At 37.8% G+C, this 21,087-nt stretch carries 18 protein-coding genes, 1 riboswitch and 1 other annotated feature; of the genes, 4 read left to right on the top strand and 14 right to left on the bottom strand.

Features of this window, described 5'->3' with window-relative positions:
• The first annotated feature begins 153 nt into the window (after positions 1–153).
• Positions 154–1,416 (top strand): threonine ammonia-lyase IlvA, encoded by a 1,263-nt coding sequence (gene ilvA / locus MHB65_RS02490; protein WP_342442395.1) that lies wholly within the window; start codon positions 154–156, stop codon positions 1,414–1,416.
• 112 nt (positions 1,417–1,528) lie between these two features.
• Here the strand turns inward: ilvA and MHB65_RS02485 are convergent, their stop codons facing one another.
• The 3 genes from MHB65_RS02485 to MHB65_RS02475 all read right to left on the bottom strand — a co-directional run bounded on the left by MHB65_RS02485 (position 1,529) and on the right by MHB65_RS02475 (position 4,452).
• On the bottom strand, positions 1,529–2,323 hold the full coding sequence (locus MHB65_RS02485; protein WP_036078189.1) for an ABC transporter ATP-binding protein: 795 nt from the start codon (positions 2,321–2,323) through the stop codon (positions 1,529–1,531).
• Between the two features lie 31 nt (positions 2,324–2,354).
• On the bottom strand, positions 2,355–3,344 hold the full coding sequence (locus tag MHB65_RS02480; protein ID WP_342442394.1) for an ABC transporter permease: 990 nt from the start codon (positions 3,342–3,344) through the stop codon (positions 2,355–2,357).
• Positions 3,345–3,429: 85 nt separating this feature from the next.
• Positions 3,430–4,452 (bottom strand): ABC transporter substrate-binding protein, encoded by a 1,023-nt coding sequence (locus MHB65_RS02475; protein ID WP_205446729.1) that lies wholly within the window; start codon positions 4,450–4,452, stop codon positions 3,430–3,432.
• A gap of 321 nt (positions 4,453–4,773) precedes the next feature.
• Positions 4,774–4,818, top strand: a riboswitch (PreQ1 riboswitch).
• A gap of 6 nt (positions 4,819–4,824) precedes the next feature.
• Here MHB65_RS02475 and MHB65_RS02470 point away from each other — a divergent pair.
• Both MHB65_RS02470 and trpB read left to right on the top strand, forming a co-directional pair.
• Entirely contained in the window at positions 4,825–5,307 is a 483-nt protein-coding gene (locus MHB65_RS02470) for a QueT transporter family protein (protein ID WP_205446728.1), read from the top strand.
• A 68-nt stretch (positions 5,308–5,375) separates the two neighbouring features.
• Positions 5,376–5,575 (top strand) — a binding site (T-box leader).
• A gap of 59 nt (positions 5,576–5,634) precedes the next feature.
• Positions 5,635–6,798, top strand: coding sequence for a tryptophan synthase subunit beta (gene trpB, locus MHB65_RS02465; RefSeq protein ID WP_205446727.1), 1,164 nt, complete (start codon positions 5,635–5,637; stop codon positions 6,796–6,798).
• Between the two features lie 44 nt (positions 6,799–6,842).
• On the opposite strand, the gene MHB65_RS02460 is transcribed toward trpB, so the two are convergent.
• The 3 genes from MHB65_RS02460 to MHB65_RS02450 form a co-directional block, all read right to left on the bottom strand.
• Positions 6,843–8,462: a long-chain fatty acid--CoA ligase gene (locus MHB65_RS02460; RefSeq protein WP_342442393.1), complete on the bottom strand. Its 1,620-nt coding sequence runs from the start codon at positions 8,460–8,462 to the stop codon at positions 6,843–6,845.
• 194 nt (positions 8,463–8,656) lie between these two features.
• Complete coding sequence (locus MHB65_RS02455) at positions 8,657–9,610, bottom strand: L-threonine 3-dehydrogenase (RefSeq protein WP_004225462.1); 954 nt, start codon at positions 9,608–9,610, stop codon at positions 8,657–8,659.
• Positions 9,611–9,961: 351 nt separating this feature from the next.
• On the bottom strand, positions 9,962–11,632 hold the full coding sequence (locus MHB65_RS02450; RefSeq protein ID WP_342442392.1) for a methyl-accepting chemotaxis protein: 1,671 nt from the start codon (positions 11,630–11,632) through the stop codon (positions 9,962–9,964).
• A 244-nt stretch (positions 11,633–11,876) separates the two neighbouring features.
• Between MHB65_RS02450 and MHB65_RS02445 the strand changes: the two genes are divergently transcribed.
• On the top strand, positions 11,877–13,043 hold the full coding sequence (locus tag MHB65_RS02445) for an FtsW/RodA/SpoVE family cell cycle protein (RefSeq protein WP_342442391.1): 1,167 nt from the start codon (positions 11,877–11,879) through the stop codon (positions 13,041–13,043).
• 57 nt (positions 13,044–13,100) lie between these two features.
• Here the strand turns inward: MHB65_RS02445 and MHB65_RS02440 are convergent, their stop codons facing one another.
• Genes MHB65_RS02440 through MHB65_RS02405 form a run of 8 tightly spaced genes read right to left on the bottom strand, consistent with a single transcriptional unit; the run spans position 13,101 to position 21,082 of the window.
• Positions 13,101–14,081, bottom strand: a complete 981-nt coding sequence (locus MHB65_RS02440) for a BadF/BadG/BcrA/BcrD ATPase family protein (RefSeq protein ID WP_205446722.1) — start codon at positions 14,079–14,081, stop codon at positions 13,101–13,103.
• 12 nt (positions 14,082–14,093) lie between these two features.
• On the bottom strand, positions 14,094–15,095 hold the full coding sequence (locus MHB65_RS02435) for an asparaginase (RefSeq protein WP_342442390.1): 1,002 nt from the start codon (positions 15,093–15,095) through the stop codon (positions 14,094–14,096).
• A gap of 18 nt (positions 15,096–15,113) precedes the next feature.
• Complete coding sequence (locus tag MHB65_RS02430) at positions 15,114–16,265, bottom strand: ROK family transcriptional regulator (RefSeq protein ID WP_342442389.1); 1,152 nt, start codon at positions 16,263–16,265, stop codon at positions 15,114–15,116.
• 14 nt (positions 16,266–16,279) lie between these two features.
• Positions 16,280–17,161, bottom strand: a complete 882-nt coding sequence (locus MHB65_RS02425; RefSeq protein ID WP_342443690.1) for a sugar phosphate isomerase/epimerase family protein — start codon at positions 17,159–17,161, stop codon at positions 16,280–16,282.
• Position 17,162: 1 nt separating this feature from the next.
• On the bottom strand, positions 17,163–18,221 hold the full coding sequence (locus MHB65_RS02420) for a Gfo/Idh/MocA family oxidoreductase (RefSeq protein WP_342442388.1): 1,059 nt from the start codon (positions 18,219–18,221) through the stop codon (positions 17,163–17,165).
• A gap of 13 nt (positions 18,222–18,234) precedes the next feature.
• Positions 18,235–19,113, bottom strand: a complete 879-nt coding sequence (locus MHB65_RS02415; RefSeq protein WP_342442387.1) for a sugar phosphate isomerase/epimerase — start codon at positions 19,111–19,113, stop codon at positions 18,235–18,237.
• Positions 19,114–19,131: 18 nt separating this feature from the next.
• Positions 19,132–20,097 (bottom strand): dipeptide ABC transporter ATP-binding protein, encoded by a 966-nt coding sequence (locus MHB65_RS02410; RefSeq protein WP_205446717.1) that lies wholly within the window; start codon positions 20,095–20,097, stop codon positions 19,132–19,134.
• Positions 20,090–21,082, bottom strand: a complete 993-nt coding sequence (locus MHB65_RS02405) for an ABC transporter ATP-binding protein (protein ID WP_205446716.1) — start codon at positions 21,080–21,082, stop codon at positions 20,090–20,092. Before MHB65_RS02405 ends, MHB65_RS02410 begins: the two co-directional genes overlap by 8 nt.
• Positions 21,083–21,087 lie beyond the last annotated feature (5 nt).

Here is a 21,087-nt window from a genome sequence, read left to right as displayed (position 1 = left end):
TTTTTACAAAAAAATAGGCTATATCAAGATAAAACGCTTACATCTTCAAATAGACACGGAAAATTTAGAATTTACTAAAAATTACTCCCAAAAAGCAAATAAAGTGTGCTATCATAGATAAATGTTTTAAACGTATAACGGAGGATGAATACTATGGAAGTTGCTGATACTAGAACCGTGCAAGTGGAGAATGTCCTGATTGCACATCATTTTTTAAAAGATGTAGTTGTGCACACACCACTACAAAAAAACGATTATTTATCCGAGAAATACGGAGCTAATATTTATATTAAACGCGAAGATTTACAGCATGTACGCTCATTCAAGCTTCGTGGTGCCTATTATAAAATTAAAAAAATCGAGGATGAAGCACGCAATGCTGGGGTTGTCTGTGCAAGTGCAGGCAATCATGCACAAGGTGTAGCTTATGCCTGTGCCCAATTAAAAATTCAAGCAAGCATTTTTATGCCTCAAACAACGCCGAAGCAAAAAATAAATCAAGTGCGTATGTTCGGACGTGAATATGTGGAAATTATTTTGGCAGGAGATACATTCGATGATTCTGCTGAAAGCGCCTTGAGCTATTGTGAAGAGCATAGTAAAATCTTCATTCATCCATTTGATGATCTCGATGTCATTGCCGGTCAAGGAACGGTAGCGGTAGAAATTATGAATGATATGGAGGAGCCAATCGACTACGTATTCGGTAGTATTGGTGGTGGCGGCTTAATGTCAGGCGTGTCTGCCTACATTAAAAACCTCTCTCCTTCTAGCAAAATTATTGGTGTGGAGCCTGCAGGTGCTGGTAGTATGAAGGCTGCCTTTGCTGAAGGTGGCACAGTTGCTCTTGATTGGATTGATAAATTCGTTGATGGTGCTGCTGTAAAATGCGTCGGTCACCACACTTACGATGTTTGTCGTCGCTATTTAGATGATATTGTTCTTGTACCTGAAGGCAAGGTATGTACGACCATTCTAGATTTATATAATAAACATGCGATTATTGCCGAGCCTGCTGGAGCATTATCAGTGGCAGCTCTTGATTTTTATAAAGAAGAAATTAAAGGTAAGTCAGTCGTTGTCATCATCAGTGGTGGTAATAATGACATTGGACGGATGCAGGAGATTAAAGAAAAGTCACTTATTCATGAAGGCTTACTTTACTATTTCATCGTCAGCTTCCCTCAGCGTGCAGGAGCATTACGTCAATTCCTCACTAGTGTACTTGGACCAAACGATGACATTACTACCTTTGAATATACGAAGAAAAACAATAAGGAAAGTGGCCCTGCACTCGTCGGTATTGAGCTAGGTGATCGTGCTGAATACGAAGGACTACTTGCCCGAATGGATGAATTCGGCTTCAAGTACAAAGAAGTAAACAACGACATTCAACTATTTGGTTTACTCGTTTAACATAAAGAGTCTCACTTCTCCGCAAGTGAGGCTTTTTTATGTATTAAAGTTTATCGATCATCTTATTATCCTAAATAAAAAACACTCATACAAGTGTATGAGCGTTTCATCATTAACCTAAAAGAGCACGGTCTGAATTCATTTTTTCCCCACGAATGCGTTCAAATTCAGCCATTAAATCAGGGATTGTTAATTCATGTTTGCGATCTTCACCAACTTCTAAAATGATTTGGCCTTTATCCATCATAATAAGACGATTGCCTAAATCTAATGCTTGCTGCATATTGTGCGTTACCATTAATGTCGTTAAATTATCTTTTTCCACTAAGTACTTCGTAATACGAGTAATTAATTCTGCACGTGATGGATCAAGTGCAGCCGTATGCTCATCCAGCAATAAAATAGATGGCTTTGTGAAGGTAGCCATTAAGAGCGACAAAGCTTGACGTTCCCCACCTGAAAGTAAGCCTACTTTTGCAGAAAGGCGATTCTCAAGATTCAAACCAAGCATCTCTAGTGATTCTTTAAAAAATTCACGACGCTTTTTATCCACACCATTACGTAACCCTCTATGCTTATTGCGAGAGTATGCTAGAGCTAGATTTTCTTCAATTGTCATCGTAGGTGCCGTTCCCGCCATTGGGTCCTGGAAGACACGACCAATGTATTGAGAGCGTTTATATTCAGGCAAACTTGTCACATTATTACCATCAATTAACACTGTCCCGAAATCAGGTGTTAAAGCACCTGAAATCATATTCATCATCGTTGATTTACCTGCACCATTACTACCAATGATTGTCACAAAATCACCAGGCTTTAAGTGTAGGTTAATCTCTGCAAGTGCAATTTTCTCATCTGGTGTTCCCTCATTAAATACCTTATTAATACCATGTAATTTAAGCAAGGCCTTTTCCTCCCTTCTCTACTGTTTTTACTTACGAAAGTCCCGCAGCACGCTTGGCTTTACGTTTACGTTCCTTACTCTTATTGATAATTTGCGGTAAAATCAGCGCCAAAATAACGATGATAGCCGTAATTAATTTCATGTCTCCTGAATCAAGGAAATCTACACGTAATGCTAATGCTAATATAATACGATAAATGATGGCTCCTGCAATGACTGCAAAAGTTGTACGAATAATGGTTTTAGTCCCAAAAATAGCCTCACCAATAATAACGGATGCAAGACCGATCACAATCATACCAATCCCCATACTTACATCTGAAAACTTCGAGTATTGTGCGATTAAAGCTCCAGAAAATGCGACAAGTGCATTGGAAAGTCCTAGCCCCAAAATGATAAGTGTATCTGTATTTGCTGAGAAGCTGCGAATCATTCGTTTATTATCACCAGTTGCTCGGATAGCTAGCCCGACCTCTGTCTTTAAGAACCAGTCTGCTATTAACTTAATTAAAATCGTGATGATTAATACGACAATCAGCACACTCCATGTACCTGGTACATGCTGAAAGCCCATGCCTTTTAATAGGTTATTAAGAGCAGCATCGATCCCTAAATTGCTCCAAAAAGCTTGAAACTTTGAAAAGATTGTTTCAGAGTTTAATAGTGGAATATTCGGGCGACCTATCGTATTTTCTGCAGTTAACCCCATGATGCGTAGATTAATCGAGTATAAAGCAATCATCATTAAAATCCCTGATAATAGTGGATTAATCTTTCCTTTCGTGTGAAGAATTCCTGTCATACATCCAGCAATAAATCCAGCAACAATTGCCACTAAAGTCGCTAAGATTGGGTGGTAGCCAAGCAAAACCATTGTTGCTGCCGTTGCCGCCCCTGTTACAAAGCTTCCATCAACCGTTAAATCCGGAAAATCTAACACCCGAAATGTTAAATATACACCAAGTGCCATAATTGCATAGATGATTCCTTGCTCCACTGCGCCAAATAATGCTAAAAACATCGTTGAATCATCTCCTAAATCTCTTAATTATTTATATCGCTTGTAAAATGAAGATAAAGCGGGGATAGTTCTCCCCCGCTTCGTTTTACTTTTCTAGAATTTCTGCACCCCAAGAATCTTTCATTTCGATTCCTAAATCATCCGCTACTTTTTTATTGATTAATAGTTTCAGATTTTGAGGATATTGTGCTGGTGTATCAGCAGGTGTTGCTTCACCTTTTAAAATTTTCACAGCCATTTGACCTGCTTCATAACCGATATCGAAATATTCAAATCCATAAGCAGCTAAACCACCACGTGCCACAGAATCTAATTCTCCTACGACTAATGGTAATTTATTCGTATTGGCAACATCAATTACCGATTCTAAAGCAGAAACTACTGTGTTATCAGTAATAATATAGAAAGCATCTACTTTACCAATTAGAGATTCTGTCGCTTGCTTTACATCTGCTGAAGTGGATGCTGATGCTTCTACCACCGTTAAACCTTGTTCATCCATAACCTTTTTCACTTCTGAAACTTGTGCAACTGAGTTTTGCTCACCCGCATTGTAGACCATCCCTACTTTTTTCGCACCAAGGTCTTGTAAGAATGCTACTGTTTTAGAAATCGTTTCAGGATGTAGATCAATTGTGCCTGTAATATTTTTCCCTGGCTTCTCCATTGAGTCGATTAACTGTGCACCAACAGCATCTGTAACCGATGTGAAAATAATTGGAATATCACTTGTTGCTGTTGCAGCTGCTTGTGCAGAAGGTGTAGAGTTAGCAAAAATTAAATCTACGTTTGCACTCACTAGATTGTTAGCAATCGTTGTGTTAAGGCTGTTATCTCCTTGCGCAATTTGTGGATCGTATTCAACTTTTAAGCCAGCATCTTCAATTGCTTTTTTAAAGCCTTCCGTTGCTGCGTTTAACGATGGATGCTCAACAATTTGAGTAATCCCGATTTTATATGTTTTATCGTCTGCATTTCCGCTCTCACTTGCATTGTTTGTTTCATTTCCTTTTGAATCTGTTGTACTAGAGCCACCACTACCACAAGCAGCAAGTAGTAACACTAATCCAAAAAGAAGGAATGATAGCTTCTTCACATTGCTTTTCACAAATAATCCCCCCGATTATGTTCTCAAATATCTACCGCACTTTATCCAAACAAAGTGTGAATGTATCGCTATATTATCGTTATTATCGAGCTCAGTCAACAACATTATGAATGTTCTGACTTTTAAAAGTGACAAAATATTTTAGTTTTTCATTCAATTTGGCGCTTTAAACCGCTAAACTACGCTGTTTTAGTTATTCTATTTCTTTTTTCAACATAGTAAAAAATATTTATGACAATTTTGCGACGATAGGACATTATAGACAAAGTCTGACATTTGACTTCTACTAGATATGTATAATAAAATATTTACTTGTGTGAAAGCACCGTGGTTCGTAACCATCCCACGAAAAAAAACTAAGGAGAAATGAATATGAAAATAAAATTTTTAGCAGCAAGTGGTATCATTGCGGCTCTCTATATAGCTGTGACCATGCTTGTTGCACCATTTGGTTTTACGGAGGTACAGTTCCGAGTATCCGAGATGTTTAACCATTTAGTAGCATTTAATCCACGCTTTGCCGTAGGGATTATTATTGGTGTATTGATCTCTAATCTCTTTTCACCACTTGGCATTTACGATTTAGTGTTTGGTGTAGGTCATTCAATGATTACACTTGGCCTGTTTATTTTAATCTGTAAATTTGTCAAAAATATATGGGCACGTTTAATTATTAATACATTGCTATTTACATGCACCATGTTTATCATTGCCTTTGAGCTGAACTTAGCCTTAGAGCTGCCATTCTTTTGGACTTGGCTAACAGTAGCGGCGGGTGAATTTGTTGTATTAGCTGTTGGTGCGCCGATTATGTATGTATTAAACAAACGCCTTCACTTTAATAATTTGATTTAACTGACGGGTCTTTTTAGATTCGTCTTTTTTCTTGACACTATTCTGAAAATATTCTACAATTCTTTCTAATAAATGCAAGGAAGAAGAGTAGTAGCAAGCATTGTTACTTCAAGAGAGCTGGTGGGTGGTGTGAACCAGTAGTACAGACTTGTGAATGGACTTCAGAGCAGCCTTATCAAATGTAAGGCCGATTTGCTCCCCGTTACCGGAGCAGGAAAGCGCGCAAAAATTGCGAATAAAGGTGGCACCACGGTTACTCGTCCTTTTTATGAGGGATTGGAGTGGCTTTTTTTTATGGAAAAATTAGCATAGAGGAGTCGAGTAAAGATGAGTACAATAGTAGAGAAAAAGGGATATTTCGGTGAATTTGGTGGAAGCTTTGTTCCAAAGGAGCTTCAAAATGTTTTAAATATACTAGATGAGAATTTTCAAAAGTATAAAGAGGATGATGACTTTAAGCAAGAATTAGATTACTATTTCCGTGAATATGTTGGTCGTAAATCCCCTCTTTATTTTGCAGAAAATTTAACAAAGCAATTGGGTGGTGCAAAAATTTATTTAAAACGTGAAGACCTTAACCATACAGGCTCACATAAAATCAATAATGTACTAGGACAGATCTTACTAGCCAAACGTATGGGAGCAAACCGCGTGATTGCCGAAACAGGTGCAGGTCAACATGGTGTAGCAACAGCTACAGCTTGTGCCATGTTTGGAATGGATTGCACGATTTATATGGGCTTGGAGGATACAAAGCGTCAGGCATTGAACGTATTTCGCATGGAGCTTCTTGGCGCGAAAGTCGTAGCGGTTGATAAAGGGCAGGGTCGCCTAAAGGATGCAGTTGATGAAGCATTTGCTGACTTAGTAGAAAACTATGAAACTACGTTCTATTTATTAGGTTCAGCAGTTGGTCCACATCCCTTCCCTACAATGGTTAAACATTTTCAATCCGTGATTAGCCGCGAAAGTCGTGAACAGATTTTAGAGAAAGAAGGAAAGCTTCCAACAGCGGTTCTTGCCTGTGTCGGCGGTGGTAGTAATGCCATTGGGGCATTTGCTGACTATATTGCAGACGAAGATGTTCGCCTTATTGGAATAGAGCCGGATCAAGCTGCTACCTTAAACGAAGGAACACCAGGTGAGCTACACGGCTTCAAATGCTTAGTGCTGCAGGACGCAGACGGTAATCCGCTCCCAACCTATTCAATAGCAGCTGGTTTAGATTATCCCGGTGCTGGACCTGAGCATAGCCATTTGAAAACAATTGGTCGTGCTGAGTATGTGACCGTGACCAATGAAGAAGTTTTAGAAGCATTCCAAGTACTTTCCAAGGTTGAAGGTATTATTCCTGCTCTTGAAAGCTCACATGCAGTCGCACATGCTCTAAAATTAGCACCAACTTTATCACCTGAGGAAAGCATTATTATTAATATCTCTGGTCGTGGTGATAAAGACGTTGAACAAGTTTTCCACATGTTAACTAAATAACTCAACAAAAGAGCGACTTCCGTTTAGGGAAATCGCTCTTTTAACTATACCAATGATCTAGGATAAATATCTGCTACATTATCTCTCAGCTTTGCTTTCAGAAATTTTCCAACAGATGTCTTTGGAATTTCCTCTAAAAATACGACTGCATCTGGTACCCACCATTTAGCAAATTGATTTTCTAAAAAGGCAAGAAGCTCTTGTTCAGTTACTGATTGCCCCTCTTTCAATACCACACAAGCTAATGGACGCTCCTGCCATTTAGCATGAGGCATGGCAATGACAGCCGCTTCTAAAACCGCATCATGCGTCATCAGTGCATTTTCCAAATCAACAGAGGAAATCCATTCGCCACCTGATTTAATAAGATCCTTCGTACGATCCGTAATTTTAATAAAGCCATCCTCTGTTCGTACTGCAATATCACCAGTATATAACCAGCCATCTCGATAGGCATCTGCTGTTCGTTCATCCCGATAGTATTCGTTAGAAATCCATGGACCTCTTAAACGCAATTCCCCCATTGTGTTGCCATCCCAAGGTACTTCACCCTTCTCATTAATGATACTAGATTCGATACCTGCCATCGTCATCCCTTGCATCGCTCGAGCTTCAATACGTTTTTCAATCGGCCAATCATCCATCCATGACATATAGTTGGAAAGTGCCACGATTGGTGTAGTTTCTGTCATGCCGTACACAACAATATAAGGAATTCCGTATTTTTCCTCAAATGTCCGAATGAGTCGGGTTGGTGAAGCCGAGCCACCACAACATATCGCTCTTAAAGAACTAATATCTCGCTCTTTCTTTTCCTGCTCCTGTAATGCGCCTATCCAAATTGTTGGTACACCAGCGGTTAATGTAACCTTTTCTTGTTCGATTAAATCCATTATTAACGCTGATGTAAATTGCGGACCTGGTAGAACTTGTGTAGCACCCACATTGACACTAGCAAAAGGTAACCCCCATGCATTTGCATGAAACATTGGCACAATTGGCATCACGACATCTCTTTCTGCAATCCCCATAGAATCAGACATACTCAGCATGTTGCTGTGTAATACTAACCCCCGATGTGAATAGACAACTCCTTTTGGATTCCCTGTCGTGGCACTTGTATAGCACATACCAGCAGGTGCTTCTTCATCAATATCCTCTGGAAATTGAAATTCTTCATCAGCAGTAGCTAATAACTCCTCATAAGATAAAACATTTTGTAATGTGGTCTTTGGCAAAGCTGTATCATCCGTCATAACAATATAGTGTTTCACTGTCTTTAGTTTTGGCGCAATATTTTCAATGATCGGTAATAAATCTACATCGACCATTAAAATCTCATCTTCTGCATGATTAATAATATAGATCAAATGCTCTTCTGATAAACGAATATTTACCATGTGTAAGATTGCCCCTGAGCAAGGTACAGCAAAGTAGGCTTCTAAATGCCGATGCTGGTTCCACGCAAAGGAGCCAACTTTCGTTCCTCTTGTCATCCCAAGCCTCGTAAGAGCATCTGCTAAACGACGCGTTCTTTTTGCCCACTGTCCATATGTTAAACGGTGTATTTTGTGTGGGCTTGTCCGTGAAATAATTGATTTTCTTGCAAAATAGCTCTCTGCTCGTTTGAAAAAACTAGTTAAAACTAATGGTGCTTGCATCATAAAACCCATCATCCCTTCATTTGTGAATTTTCCCCTTGTGAAATCGTCACAGCATCAATTTAACTGAATACTATTAATATTCCGAATATTATTATATTTTAATTCCATAATTTAATCTATATATTCCAATAATTTTCTTTTATATACATATAAAAAAACGGATGAAGTCTAGTTCTTCACCCTTTGCTTATCTATTATGAAATTGCTTTTTTATGCAGTTTAATTTTCAATTTCTCTAACATATCTACCGTCATTTTAGCTAAATCATACTCTGCTTTGAAGCCCCACTCTTTTTGAGCCGCTTCAATATTTAAAGAGTTTGGCCAGCTATCTGCAATGGCTTGACGAACTGGATCTACCTGATAGCTCATTGTGAAATTTGGTAAGTGTTTCTTGATTTCAGCCGCGATTTGCGAAGGTTCAAAGCTCATAGCAGTAATATTAAAAGCATTGCGATGAACGAGCTTACTACCGTCCGCTTCCATTAAATCTACGATAGCTTGTAGAGCATCTGGCATGTACATCATATCCATGAACGTTCCTTCTTGAATATACGATGTATACTTGCCTTGTTCGATGGCTTCATAGAAAATTTCTACTGCATAATCTGTTGTACCACCACCTGGAGGTGTTACATAAGAAATTAATCCTGGGAAGCGTACTCCACGTGTATCAACACCAAAACGATTGAAATAATAATCGCATAATAACTCACCCGCTACTTTATTTACACCATACATGGTTGTTGGTCGTTGCAAAGTATCCTGTGGTGTATCTTCCTTAGGTGTAGACGGACCAAACGCACCAATTGAGCTTGGCGTGAAAAATTGCATATTTAGCTCACGTGAAACTTCCAATGCATTCATTAATCCGCCCATATTTAAATTCCACGCTAACAATGGATTTCTTTCTGCTGTTGCTGATAATAATGCTGCTAAATGCATCATTGTATCTGCACCGAAGTCCTTTGCTAAATCGTGCATTCTTTGTCCATCTGTCACGTCCAATATTTCAAATGGGCCCTTAGTATGTTCAAGCTTTCTAATGTCTGTAGCAAGTATATTGTCCTCTCCATAAATACCACGAAGTTTTTCTACAAGCTCAGAACCAATTTGACCAAGTGCTCCAGTAACAATAATCTTTTTCATTTCCCAAAACCTCCACATGTGAACAATTGTACTTTCGGAAAGTACAAAAATATATTGATAAACATTGATTTAATAACACTTTCAATGAAATTCATTATAATGTGTTCGTTTTGAAAATACAACAATTATATTAATAATATTCCTTACAAGGAACATACAATCCCTTATTCTCAGTATATGAGGACATAAAAAATATTGTGCTACAAAAATATATAAAACACAATTGTACATCTCAAAAACACACAGTATTTACACTTTCTTAAACTAGTTTTGTAACCATGCAAAAAAAGAATCTTCTTTGCTATTTTTTGCAAAGAAGATTCTTTTTAGATATTATTCTTTAATATTAAATTATATCGAAAAACGTTTGACAGCTATTTGCAAAACTTTTGATACTTTGCGCAATTCTTTAATATAATTATGGAACTGTTGCTGAGCTGTTAATTGATCAGCTGTTAATGCAGCTACATGCTTAGTAGACACGGCATTCGTATCGGATAAAGCTGTCAACATAACCGCATCCTCACTTACCGTCTTTGTATGATTGGCAATCTCTTGAACCGTAGCAGATACTTCCATAATATACGGCTTTATAGTATGTACTTTTTCTAAGATTTGATCAAAACTTGATGCCGTTTGTCCTGTGACAGCAACACCTTTTTCAGTCGCCACTAAAACGCCTTCCATCATTTGTACCGCATAGCTCGAATCTAAATGGATGTTCTGTACAATGGATGTAATCGTTTGTGTTGATTGAACGGTTTGCTCTGCAAGCTTACGTACCTCATTAGCCACTACTGCAAAACCTTTCCCATGCTCTCCTGCTCTTGCAGCTTCAATAGATGCGTTTAACGCTAGTAAATTAGTTTGTGCTGTTATTCTTTCTATTACTTCAATCATTTGGTCAATCGATGCTGCACGCTCAACTAGATTAAAAATTGCTGTATTAGATCTTTCAACCGCCTGCTTAATCGCTTGCATTTGCGTTAAATTAGCCTGTACAATTTCTGTTCCACTTTCTGCATCTCTGGCTGTTTTTTGTGCAAAACTTTCTACAACCTGAATCTTTTCTAAAATAACCTGTACATCATTTAAAACTTCCTCTAAGGAAGCCGTATTCGAAGCTAATTTATTAGAAGAAGCGGTCGTTGACTCGGAAATAGATTGTACATCCTTTGCTATTTTTAATGTCGTTGTTGATGATTGCTCAGAGGATTTCTGCAATTTCCCTGTCATTTCTTCTACTTCATAGGCACTGTCAGTAACAGTATGGAGTAGGCGTTTCACTTCAGTTACCATTTGATTGTAGGACAGGACTACTTCACCAAGCTCATCATGAGCCACGTAACTTGCGTTGGCAGTGAAATCACCCTGTTCTGCACGTTTTAATAATGACTTTAGTTGACGTGTTGGCACATTGACTGCCTTCGTTGCGATAAATCCGATAAGGATTACAAGCAAGACAACCGCTAAGCATACACCGCCTAGTAACCAGTAGCCAAATTGCACATCTTTTTGATAAGCCTGCTGTTGGTCTTTTGCTCTTTGAACTAAATAATTTTGCGTATCCTCTAATAATGTATGACTTTCCTGACTAATTGGTAAAAAAGTTTGCAAATAAAACTGATCTAGCTCACCACGGTTCAATTGCTTAAAGTCCTCAATGGCTTCTTCCTGCTTCTTCAGCAATGACTTATACTTCTTAATTTGATGACTCATCTTTTTATCAATTTCTTGGCTATCTAGATGCTCTAAAGGCTGTGCCATGTTTTGTAAAATGGCTGCCATTTCTTTATCGTCACCCTTCGAATCTACTATAAAATCTAATCGACGCTGTGATTCTTCTAGCTCATTTAGCCATCCAATTGGGACAAGTCCCTGTGTGTAACTCTCACTTGCATGCCACGACATTTTCCTTAAATAATCTACACTAAATACACCTAGCAATACATTCGATAATACACAAACAATCATGAGTACAAGTAACTTGTCCTTCACCTTAACGAAACGGAAAAAATGCATGATCCTTGGCTCCTCCTCCAACTCTTACCAATAATGATAGTATAGAGATATAAAGCCAGTGTTATGTTTTTGTAAATTTTGATCGATATATTAAGAATTTATACCCATCCTTTAGTTCCATTTAGGTAATTTAACTTGCAAATCTATTCATACTATTGCTTCTTATTCGTACTACTTTTTGAATAAACATTTGCAACCTTCCATACATTGCCAACGTTGATAATAGAGAATGGGGGTGTTACATTTGACGCAATTCAAGAAGTTAGACTGGAATTTAGTAATCAGTCTTCTTTTACTCGGTGGTATTAGTTGCCTTTTTGTCCATTCGAGTAGTGTAAATTTCGAACAATATTCAAGCTCTTTTATTATCAAGCAATTTTTATTTTATCTCATAGGATTAACCATCATGTTTTGGATATCCTTACTTGATATTGAACAGTTGAAGAGAATCGGATGGCCATTTTACTTCCTAATCGTTGCTTTAACGGCTGGGCTTATTGTTGCACCAGAGAGCATTGCCCGGACAATCAATCAAGCAAAATCATGGTATCAAATCCCGTTTTTAGGTTCCCTCCAACCATCGGAATTTTTAAAGTTCGCTTTTTTAATAGTTGTGAGTAAGGTCATTATTGCTCATCAAGAGAAAAATGTCCGCCCCTCTTATCTAGCAGATTTTTGGCTACTTATAAAAATTGGGCTCATTGTCCTTCCTCCTTCACTTCTTGTTTATAGGCAACCCGATACAGGTATGGTCATGTTGTATATGGCAATGATTTTACCGATGATTTTCTTTTCAGGTATTCATAGAAAGCTTCTTGTCGTTTTTACAGCTGTCCCTTTAGTTATCATCAGTACGATTGTCGTGCTCTATGTCAGTTTTAATGAATTTTTTACAGAGAAGGTTTTAGGTGCTCTATCAGGACATCAGATTTCAAGAATTTATGGATGGCTTCAGCCTTATGAATATACAGATTCTTCTTTTCAAGTACGTCAAGGCTTTATGGCCATCGGATCAGGAGAGTTTGTGGGCAAGGGCTATCTACATAACAATGTCTATGTACCAGAAAAACATACCGATTTTATATTCTCTACTATTGCAGAAGAGTTAGGTTTTGTCGGAGGAGCATTTGTGATCACTCTATTATTTTTTGTTATCTATCGTATTGTTCTTATTACGGTAGTAGCGCGAGATCCCTTTATGACTTTAATGGGGGCAGGTATTTCAAGCTTACTAGCCTTCCAAATTACTCAAAATATTGGCATGACCATTGGGCTTTTACCAGTCACAGGCGTCACCCTACCCTTTTTAAGCTATGGGGGAAGTTCGTTATTATCCAACTTTATGCTTATTGGAATCGTCATGATCATACATAAATCTTACAAGGGATATATGTTTAAAGTAGGGGACTAACAAAATGCAAGTAGAGGATGGTACATACCATTCTCCACTTGCTAGATTAAAGGGGGATTAATTCGTTAAAAATGCCTTCATACTTGTATTATATTGATCGATAAATAGCTTAGCTTCATTACTAGGTAATTTTAATGCAGCTAAAGCAGCACCACCCACTGGTAAACTATAAGCACCCATGAAGTCATACTGATTACTATTCTTTTTATCAATAGCGACTAATTTTTCAATAAATAGCCTCAACTCATTAAAAACGCCACCAGCTAGCACTACTTTGACACGGTTATCTGCAAACGGATTTTTTTTGTAACAAGCGTCTATACTTTGATATAAAACATGGCACACTTGATCAATAATTGTATTGGCTTCTCCATCACCACGTTTAGCGCATTCGATTGCTACCTTACTTAAAGGAGATATTGTATCACGCGGATGACCTTCACCATATACCACTTCAATTATCTGCGGAACGGATTGTAACTGAAAATAGTCTAATACTGCTGCTGTTAGGAGCGTTTCAGGACCTCTTTTATCAAATGCTTTAAACACCGCTTTTAATGTGCGAATGCCAATATCATAGCCACTGCCCTCATCATCAAAAATATAACCCCACCCTGCTGTACGCTCAATTCTTTCAGATGAATCTATACTGAGTGTAATCGCACCCGTACCAGAAATCTGTACGATGCCAGGCTGACCCAATGTTCCCGCATACAGCGCGTTCAACCCATCATTCGATAGTGATAGTTGACAGTCTTTCGGTAAAAGCGAGGTTAATAATGCATGGGTAATTTTCTCATTATTATTTTCTGTTACACCAGACAGTCCCGCATGGCACTTTGTAATGTGTTGAAATTCGTGAGGTTGTTGTCTTTTTAAATCATTTATTAATTCTGTTATCGTCTCTGTAAATTGCTCGAAGCTCATAGATGTGGGATTACTTTTGCCCGTTTCTGCTAGCGCCATAATTTGTCCACGACAAGTTGAGATTGTCGCAATTGTTTTCGTTCCACCACCGTCTATTGCCAAAACATACAAGTACCTTCACCTCTATACAATTTTAATTGTAGAAACAATTTCCCCGACCTCAACCCCTGCATCATTACGCACAAATGAAGGAGACAATGCTTTAATACGCTCAATTGTTTCTTGATTTGTATACTGAATTTGTTCCAATACAGAAGCAATTACATTGGGCCACGGACTTTCTGAGCCATTCATAATTTTCAAGGCAAAACTTAGCCCTTCATTTCTTAGAGCAAAACAGTATACGCCCTGTGCTCCGCCCTTCGCCACAATATTAGGGTCCTTTAATAATGCCGTACAAATAAAGTTTTGCGCTGCAATGATATGATTCTCTTGATTCATTACTGCTGTAAGCTTTATTACTGCTTCACGAATTAGTTGATCATCAATCAATTCTGGTCGTGCTAGCTTTAAATAAGCAATTGCCATATTTTTTAGCGGAATCGCAAAAACAGGCGCACCACAGCCATCAATCCCTGTACGAATACTCTCCACATCATATTCACTTAAATAAGCAATGTATTTTTTTATCATCTGCTGCAATGGATGTTCTGGATGGCAATATTGCTTGACATCATAGCCATTTGCTAGACAGGCAGTTAAGAATCCTAAATGCTTGCCCGCGCAATTATGAAATAGTTTTCTCTTTTCATATCCCTGTTGAATATATTGTGTTTTAGGTTCCTCATTTAATGGATAGGATGCTGCACATATTAAATCATTTTCATTAATAGGGAGTTTTTCCAGCAAAGAGACTAATGCCTCTTGATGATAAATTTCGCCTCTTTGTGAAGCCAGAAATAATGCACTTTCATTTGAAGTAATCCCGTATTTTTCTATAAAATCAGTCATAAAAATGGGAATGGCTTGAAATGGTTTTGCTGCAGAACGAAAATACACAGGCTCATAATCTTGACCTACAGAGACGAATTCTTCCTTCGTTAGATTCACAGCACTCATTTGTCCATAATGCACATTTTCCATTAATCCTGAACGATACTCCTTTAAAAATTCTGAGTAAGCCACGAATCAACCAACCTTTCTTTAAACAGACAGCAACTGCTTTTGTGCTTGTAATGCCGCTCCTTTAACAACCCCTTCTTTTAATTGATTTGAAAACTGCAAATCAAAGTAGGGTTGTAATTCCTTCCATATATACTGTTTACACTTTTCACTAAGTAGTTTTTGAAATGACACATTATGCTCAATAATTTCCCCACTGACGATGACAGCCTCTGGTTCGTATAAACAAACTAGATTATTGATAGCAATAGCTAGAAAAGTAGCTACATCTTGTTGAATATCGATCGCCCATTGCTCTCCTTGATCAACACACTGCAAAATCTCTTCTATTGATTGAATATTAAGATTTTTAGGTGTTCTTTTTAACAGCGTAACTTCAGAAACATACATCGATAAGCATCCTCTTTTACCACAGTGACACATTTCACCAAAGGGATTAATCGTTATATGACTTATTTCTCCAGCTTTATTTTGAATGCCACGATACACTTCTCCATTTAATAATATGGATGCTCCTATTCCCGTTCCAATTCCGACTAAAATACAATTTGAATATAGTGGCGTATAGATATCACCAATTTCAGCAATGATTTGCATTTTTAATTCATTATCTACGATGACCTCACAACCAAAAACACCATTTAAATCTTCTCTTATATGGCAGTTTTCCCACTTCAATTGCTCAGAGGAAACGATAATTCCTTCCTCGTTATTGATTACTCCTGGAATCCCTATCCCAATGCCTAGTAATTTATCCTGAGCAATCTGATATTCTGTCATGATATTTTCTATAGATCGTTTTAGTAGATGTATGGCTTCTTCGTATTGATGCTTGATACTACATTTGACTTCCTGAAAGGCAATAAGCTTCCCCAAGAAATCTAGTATACCTATTCGAATAGTAAAACAGTCAATTTCTATCCCAATCGTATATAATGCATCTTCGCGCATATGAATTAACGTAGGACGTCTACCAATGGCTGTTTCTTCCGATACCCCTTCAAGAATAAAGCCTTCCGCTTCTAGCTCCTGCACAATACGAGTAATGGTCGTAGGGCTCATTTTTGTATATTTTGATAATTGAATTCTTGAAATTGGCGCCATCTGCCTTATTGCGTCAAGCACAATATATTTATTTTGTCTTCTCATTTGTACTTGATCTTGCTTTTTCAAATTAGATTCAACCCCTATTTAAACTTTTCTATGAATTGTACAGCTTCTTTGATGTCTTTTTCGGGATTTGATCTCACTTCTCGTTCAATAGTTAAATAGCCATTGTATCCGATTTCTTGTAAAGCTGAAAAGTAAAGCTCGAAATTGACATCTCCATGACCTAATGGAAGTTCTCTGAAAAACTCTCCATTTTCCACCATTTCTTCTATTTTATCATGAGATGTTCCAGAATCGTATCCTAAGTACCCGTACACATCTTTAGGATTCGTTGGCTGCAGTTGAATACCATCCTTTACATGTGTATGTACAATATACTTCTTTAATCGTTTGACTCCAGCTACAGGATCATCTTTTGTTACCATCACCATATTGGCAGGGTCAAAATTAACCGATACACCATTCGTTGAAAGCTTATCTAAAAATCCTTTTAATGTTTTACTTGTTTCTGGCCCTGTTTCAATTGCAAAATAAGCATCTAATGATGTAGCATATTGCCCTAATTCTTCGCAGGCTTCCAGCATTGTTTGATAGATTGGATCATTTTCATCTTCAGGAATAATACCAATATGGGTTGTAACGATGGATGTTCCCAGGTCCTTGGCTAATTGCAGTATTTCTTTTGATTTTTTTATTTTCCAGGCATTTTCTGTTTTGTCTTGAAAGCCATGCCCACCTAAATCTCCACATAATGCGGAAATCTCTAGACCTAACTCTGAAATGTACTGCTTCAATTCTGCTCTTTGGGCAGTATTTAAATTATCTGGGTCCAACTCACCTGAAACGGCATACATCTGTACCCCTTGTGCACCAACTTCTTTCGCTTTTAATAAACCTTCACGAATAGGCAATCGAAAGCTGTCTACTATCACGCCAATTTTATTGTCCAATTTCACCATCTTAATAAACAACTTCCTTTCCTTCAGTTGCAGAAATATAAATGCCTTCTAAGATTTTCATAATTTCTACCCCATCCTCTACAGGTGCAACAGAATCATAATGATGGAGGCAACAATCAACAAATGAATTGATTTCATTTTGAAAGGCTGTCGCAAAATCAAATGTTAAATCGTTAATTTGAGGATGAATATTTAAAATCGTATCATGCTCTTCACTTACAATTTTTAATTCAGGCTCTAGCTCTGCTCCACCATTCGTGCCATAAAGCTTAATACTTATTTCATCTTTAATGGCATGTAGTGTATAGGAAACGTCTACCATTAGCGACGCCCCATTCTCGAATGTAATGAGAGCATTTGCTAAGTCTTCTACTGTATTTTTAGTAGCATCATAGTCTGCAGCCTTGTAAAAGGATAAATTTTCAATATGGTTTCGATTTCCTAATTGATTGTAGGTATGACCTGTTATCCGCTTCACCTTTGGTCTACCCATTAAATACCAGCAAATATCAATCACATGTACGCCTAGATCAATTAAAGGCCCGCCACCAGACTTATCGATTTCTGCAAACCAGCCGCCTGGATTCCCTAATCTTCTAAGACAGGAAGCTTTGGCATAATAAATATCGCCCAATTTGTTATCGTCGATGAACCTTTTCAGTACTTTAGTATTTGTTGCAAACCGTCTTACATAGCCCACTTGAAATACTTTCTGATGCTTTTCTGCAATCTGTTGGATTTTTAGGGCCTCTGCATAAGTCATGGATAGCGGCTTTTCTATTAGAACATGTAAGTCATTTTCCAAAGCAAGAATGGCCAATTCTGCATGCGTATTATTCCATGTACAAATACTTACAGCATCCACATTTTTGTCTGCGAATAGCTCTTCTTTCGAAGAAAAAACATGCGTTGCTCCAAATTGTGCTGCTTTTGCTTTGCCTCGTTCGATGGAAGCATCATACACGCCATATAATTCAACAAATGGATTATTCTTATAGGAACCTAAGTGATAATCTGAAATAGAACCTGTGCCAATTACACAAACCTTTAACTTGTTCATGTGCTTTCCCCCTTTAGAGCTTGCATTCGTCCCATAAACGACGTACATTATCCATTCCTATTTTTGAACCAACTTGACAATCTTCCATCCCTTCAAACTCCACTGTAAGATAGCCATCATATCCACTGCCTTTTACGAGCTTAATAATTTCGCGAATATTTATATCGCCATGTCCGACAATAGCTCCTCTGATGTAATTGTTATGAACTGTACGGAACCATTCGCCCTCACCAGGATTTTCATAATAAGGACGAATATAAAAATCTTTGAAATGCACTGTAGCAGCATAAGGAATGTTTTTCATAACACCAATTAAAGGTTCTTCATCAATACATAAAAAATTCCCGACATCTAAAGTTGTTTTAAAGTTGTCTCTGTTTACCGCATGAATTAATTGTTGTACACGATCACTTGTTTGAACATTAAAGCCATGATTTTCAATCGTTGTTGTAATATTAAATTGCTTCGCGTAATCTGCAATCAACTGACAGCCTCTCACCATTTCTTCAAAGTGCTCATTGTAATAATGAATGGTTGTCTGCTCCTTTGGTAAAGTAAAGAGAGTAACATCATGGCGCATAATATTAATGCCCATATGATGTACTACATTAACATGTTTCTTTAAGCGTTCAACTTCTTCTAGAAAAGCTTCCTCCGTATCCTGAATAAAGTTAGCTGGTAACGAATAGGCCGATAGCTCTAATCCTAGCTCTGCTGCTTTTTCTTTAATTTGTGTTGCAAGTTCATAGTTATCTACAACAGTAAATTCATAGGGCACTAATTCTACATGCTGCCCTCCATTGTCTGCTACCCATTGCAAAACATCCAGAACATTCATTTCCCCCTGTCTCATTTTTTTGACCATACTATATGTGCTTAACCCTATTTTCATTTATATACACCCTCTCGATTAGTTGACAAAGTGACATGCGACACTTTGCTCTTCGTTAATTTTTTTCATTTCCGGAATAGCTTGCTTACATATATCTGATGCAAAGGGGCACCTTGTGTGGAAGGTACAACCACTTGGCGGATTTTTAGGATTCGGAATATCACCAGTTAAAACGATCTTCTTTTTTCGTAATGTTGGATCTGCTATCGGCACGGAAGCAATAAGCGCCTGTGTATAAGGGTGCTTTGGTTCATTAAATATGGTTTCTTTCCGCCCGATTTCTACAATGGAACCTAAATACATGACACCTATATAATGGCTAATATGTTCTACAACACTTAAATCGTGAGAAATAAAGAGATAAGATATTTTATATTCTTGCTGCAATTGCTTTAATAGATTCAATATTTGCGATTGTATAGATACATCCAACGCAGACACAGGCTCATCAGCAATAATTAATTTTGGTTTTGTTATTAAAGCACGTGCAATACCTAAACGCTGTCTTTGTCCACCACTGAACTCATGCGCATAGCGATCGGCATGTTCAGCATTTAATCCAACGACTTCCAGCATTTCAAGCACTAGTTTTTCACGCTCAGCTTTCGAAAGTTTTGTATGAATTTCTAAAGGCTCACCAACAAGCTCCTTTACCTTCATTCTCGGATTCAATGAGGCATATGGGTCTTGAAAAATCATTTGAACATTTTGCCTTAAATGCTTTAATTCAGATTGCTTTGCAGTTGCAACTTCTTTTCCATCCACAACGATACTTCCATTTGTTGGTGCTATTAATCTAGTGATTAACCGGCCAGTAGTAGATTTGCCACAACCACTTTCGCCAACTAAACTAAATGTCGTACCTTCTTCTATTTCAAAGGAAACATCTATGACCGCATTAACATATTGCTTTTTTTGAAATAACCCACCCGCTATTTGAAAGCTTTTTTTTAAGTTTTCCACTTTTAAAATACTGTTAGGCATTTACTTCCACATCCTTTTTCGCATATAGCCAGCAGCTACATTGCCGTGTAGCTGAAATTTTCACTGTCGGTGGACTCTCCTGATGGCATATAGACATCGCTTGATTACATCGTGGAGCAAATTTACAACCATTCGGCATATTTTGCGGGGATGGCACTTGACCATTGATAGAATCTAATACTTCTTTGTTATCACCAATTTTCGGTACAGATGCAATTAAACCTTTTGTATAGGGATGCTTTGGGCTAGCAAATAACTCAAAGACATCTGCTTCCTCTACAACCTGCCCTGCATACATCACAACTACCCTATCGCACATTTCAGCAACAACACCTAAATCATGTGTGATTAATAAAATAGCTGTCTCATTTTCTTCCTTTAGCTTTTTCATTAGCTCTAAAATTTGAGCTTGTATCGTGACATCAAGCGCAGTGGTTGGTTCGTCAGCAATGAGTAAATTAGGATGGCAGGCCATAGCCATGGCAATCATTACTCGCTGACGCATTCCTCCTGATAGCTGATGTGGATATTCATAAATGATTTCCTCGGCTCTTCCTATGCCCACACTTTTTAACATTTGGATTGCATGATGCTTACTTTCGTTCTTCGGCAGCTTCAAATGCATCTCAATTGCTTCCATTAATTGCTTGCCTATTTTTAAGACAGGATTTAAAGAAGTCATAGGTTCTTGAAAAATCATGGCCATTTGCTTGCCACGAATCTTCCGAATTTCTGATTCGGGCATTTTCGTCAAGTCATCTCCATTAAAATGTATAGAGCCATTGACGATTTTGCCTGTAGTGCCATGGAATAATTGCATGATGGATAGTGATGTTAAGCTTTTTCCACTACCCGATTCTCCCACTAAGCCTAATATCTCTCCTTTACGGATGGAAAAATTGACACCTCTTAAAATCTTGATTTCCTTTTTATCACGCGTAAAGGACGTTTCTAAGTCACTTACTCGCAATACATGTTCTGGCATAGGCA

Source organism: Lysinibacillus sp. FSL K6-0075 (assembly GCF_038592945.1).
Lineage (GTDB): Bacteria > Bacillota > Bacilli > Bacillales_A > Planococcaceae > Lysinibacillus > Lysinibacillus fusiformis_F.
The sequence above is the reverse complement of the archived record's forward strand: the minus strand, read 5'-3'. Positions and strand labels throughout refer to the sequence as shown.

Excerpts from the sequence above, each read along its gene's own strand:
- MHB65_RS02460 (WP_342442393.1), bottom strand. The coding sequence starts at position 8,462 with ATGATGCAAGCACCATTAGTTTTAACTAGTTTTTTCAAACGAGCAGAG.
- MHB65_RS02410 (WP_205446717.1), bottom strand. The coding sequence starts at position 20,097 with ATGCCTAACAGTATTTTAAAAGTGGAAAACTTAAAAAAAAGCTTTCAA.
- MHB65_RS02480 (WP_342442394.1), bottom strand. The coding sequence starts at position 3,344 with ATGTTTTTAGCATTATTTGGCGCAGTGGAGCAAGGAATCATCTATGCA.
- trpB (WP_205446727.1), top strand. The coding sequence starts at position 5,635 with ATGAGTACAATAGTAGAGAAAAAGGGATATTTCGGTGAATTTGGTGGA.
- MHB65_RS02425 (WP_342443690.1), bottom strand. The coding sequence starts at position 17,161 with ATGGTGAAATTGGACAATAAAATTGGCGTGATAGTAGACAGCTTTCGA.
- MHB65_RS02405 (WP_205446716.1), bottom strand. The coding sequence starts at position 21,082 with ATGCCAGAACATGTATTGCGAGTAAGTGACTTAGAAACGTCCTTTACG.
- ilvA (WP_342442395.1), top strand. The coding sequence starts at position 154 with ATGGAAGTTGCTGATACTAGAACCGTGCAAGTGGAGAATGTCCTGATT.
- MHB65_RS02470 (WP_205446728.1), top strand. The coding sequence starts at position 4,825 with ATGAAAATAAAATTTTTAGCAGCAAGTGGTATCATTGCGGCTCTCTAT.
- MHB65_RS02450 (WP_342442392.1), bottom strand. The coding sequence starts at position 11,632 with ATGCATTTTTTCCGTTTCGTTAAGGTGAAGGACAAGTTACTTGTACTC.
- MHB65_RS02455 (WP_004225462.1), bottom strand. The coding sequence starts at position 9,610 with ATGAAAAAGATTATTGTTACTGGAGCACTTGGTCAAATTGGTTCTGAG.
- MHB65_RS02415 (WP_342442387.1), bottom strand. The coding sequence starts at position 19,113 with ATGAAAATAGGGTTAAGCACATATAGTATGGTCAAAAAAATGAGACAG.
- MHB65_RS02420 (WP_342442388.1), bottom strand. The coding sequence starts at position 18,221 with ATGAACAAGTTAAAGGTTTGTGTAATTGGCACAGGTTCTATTTCAGAT.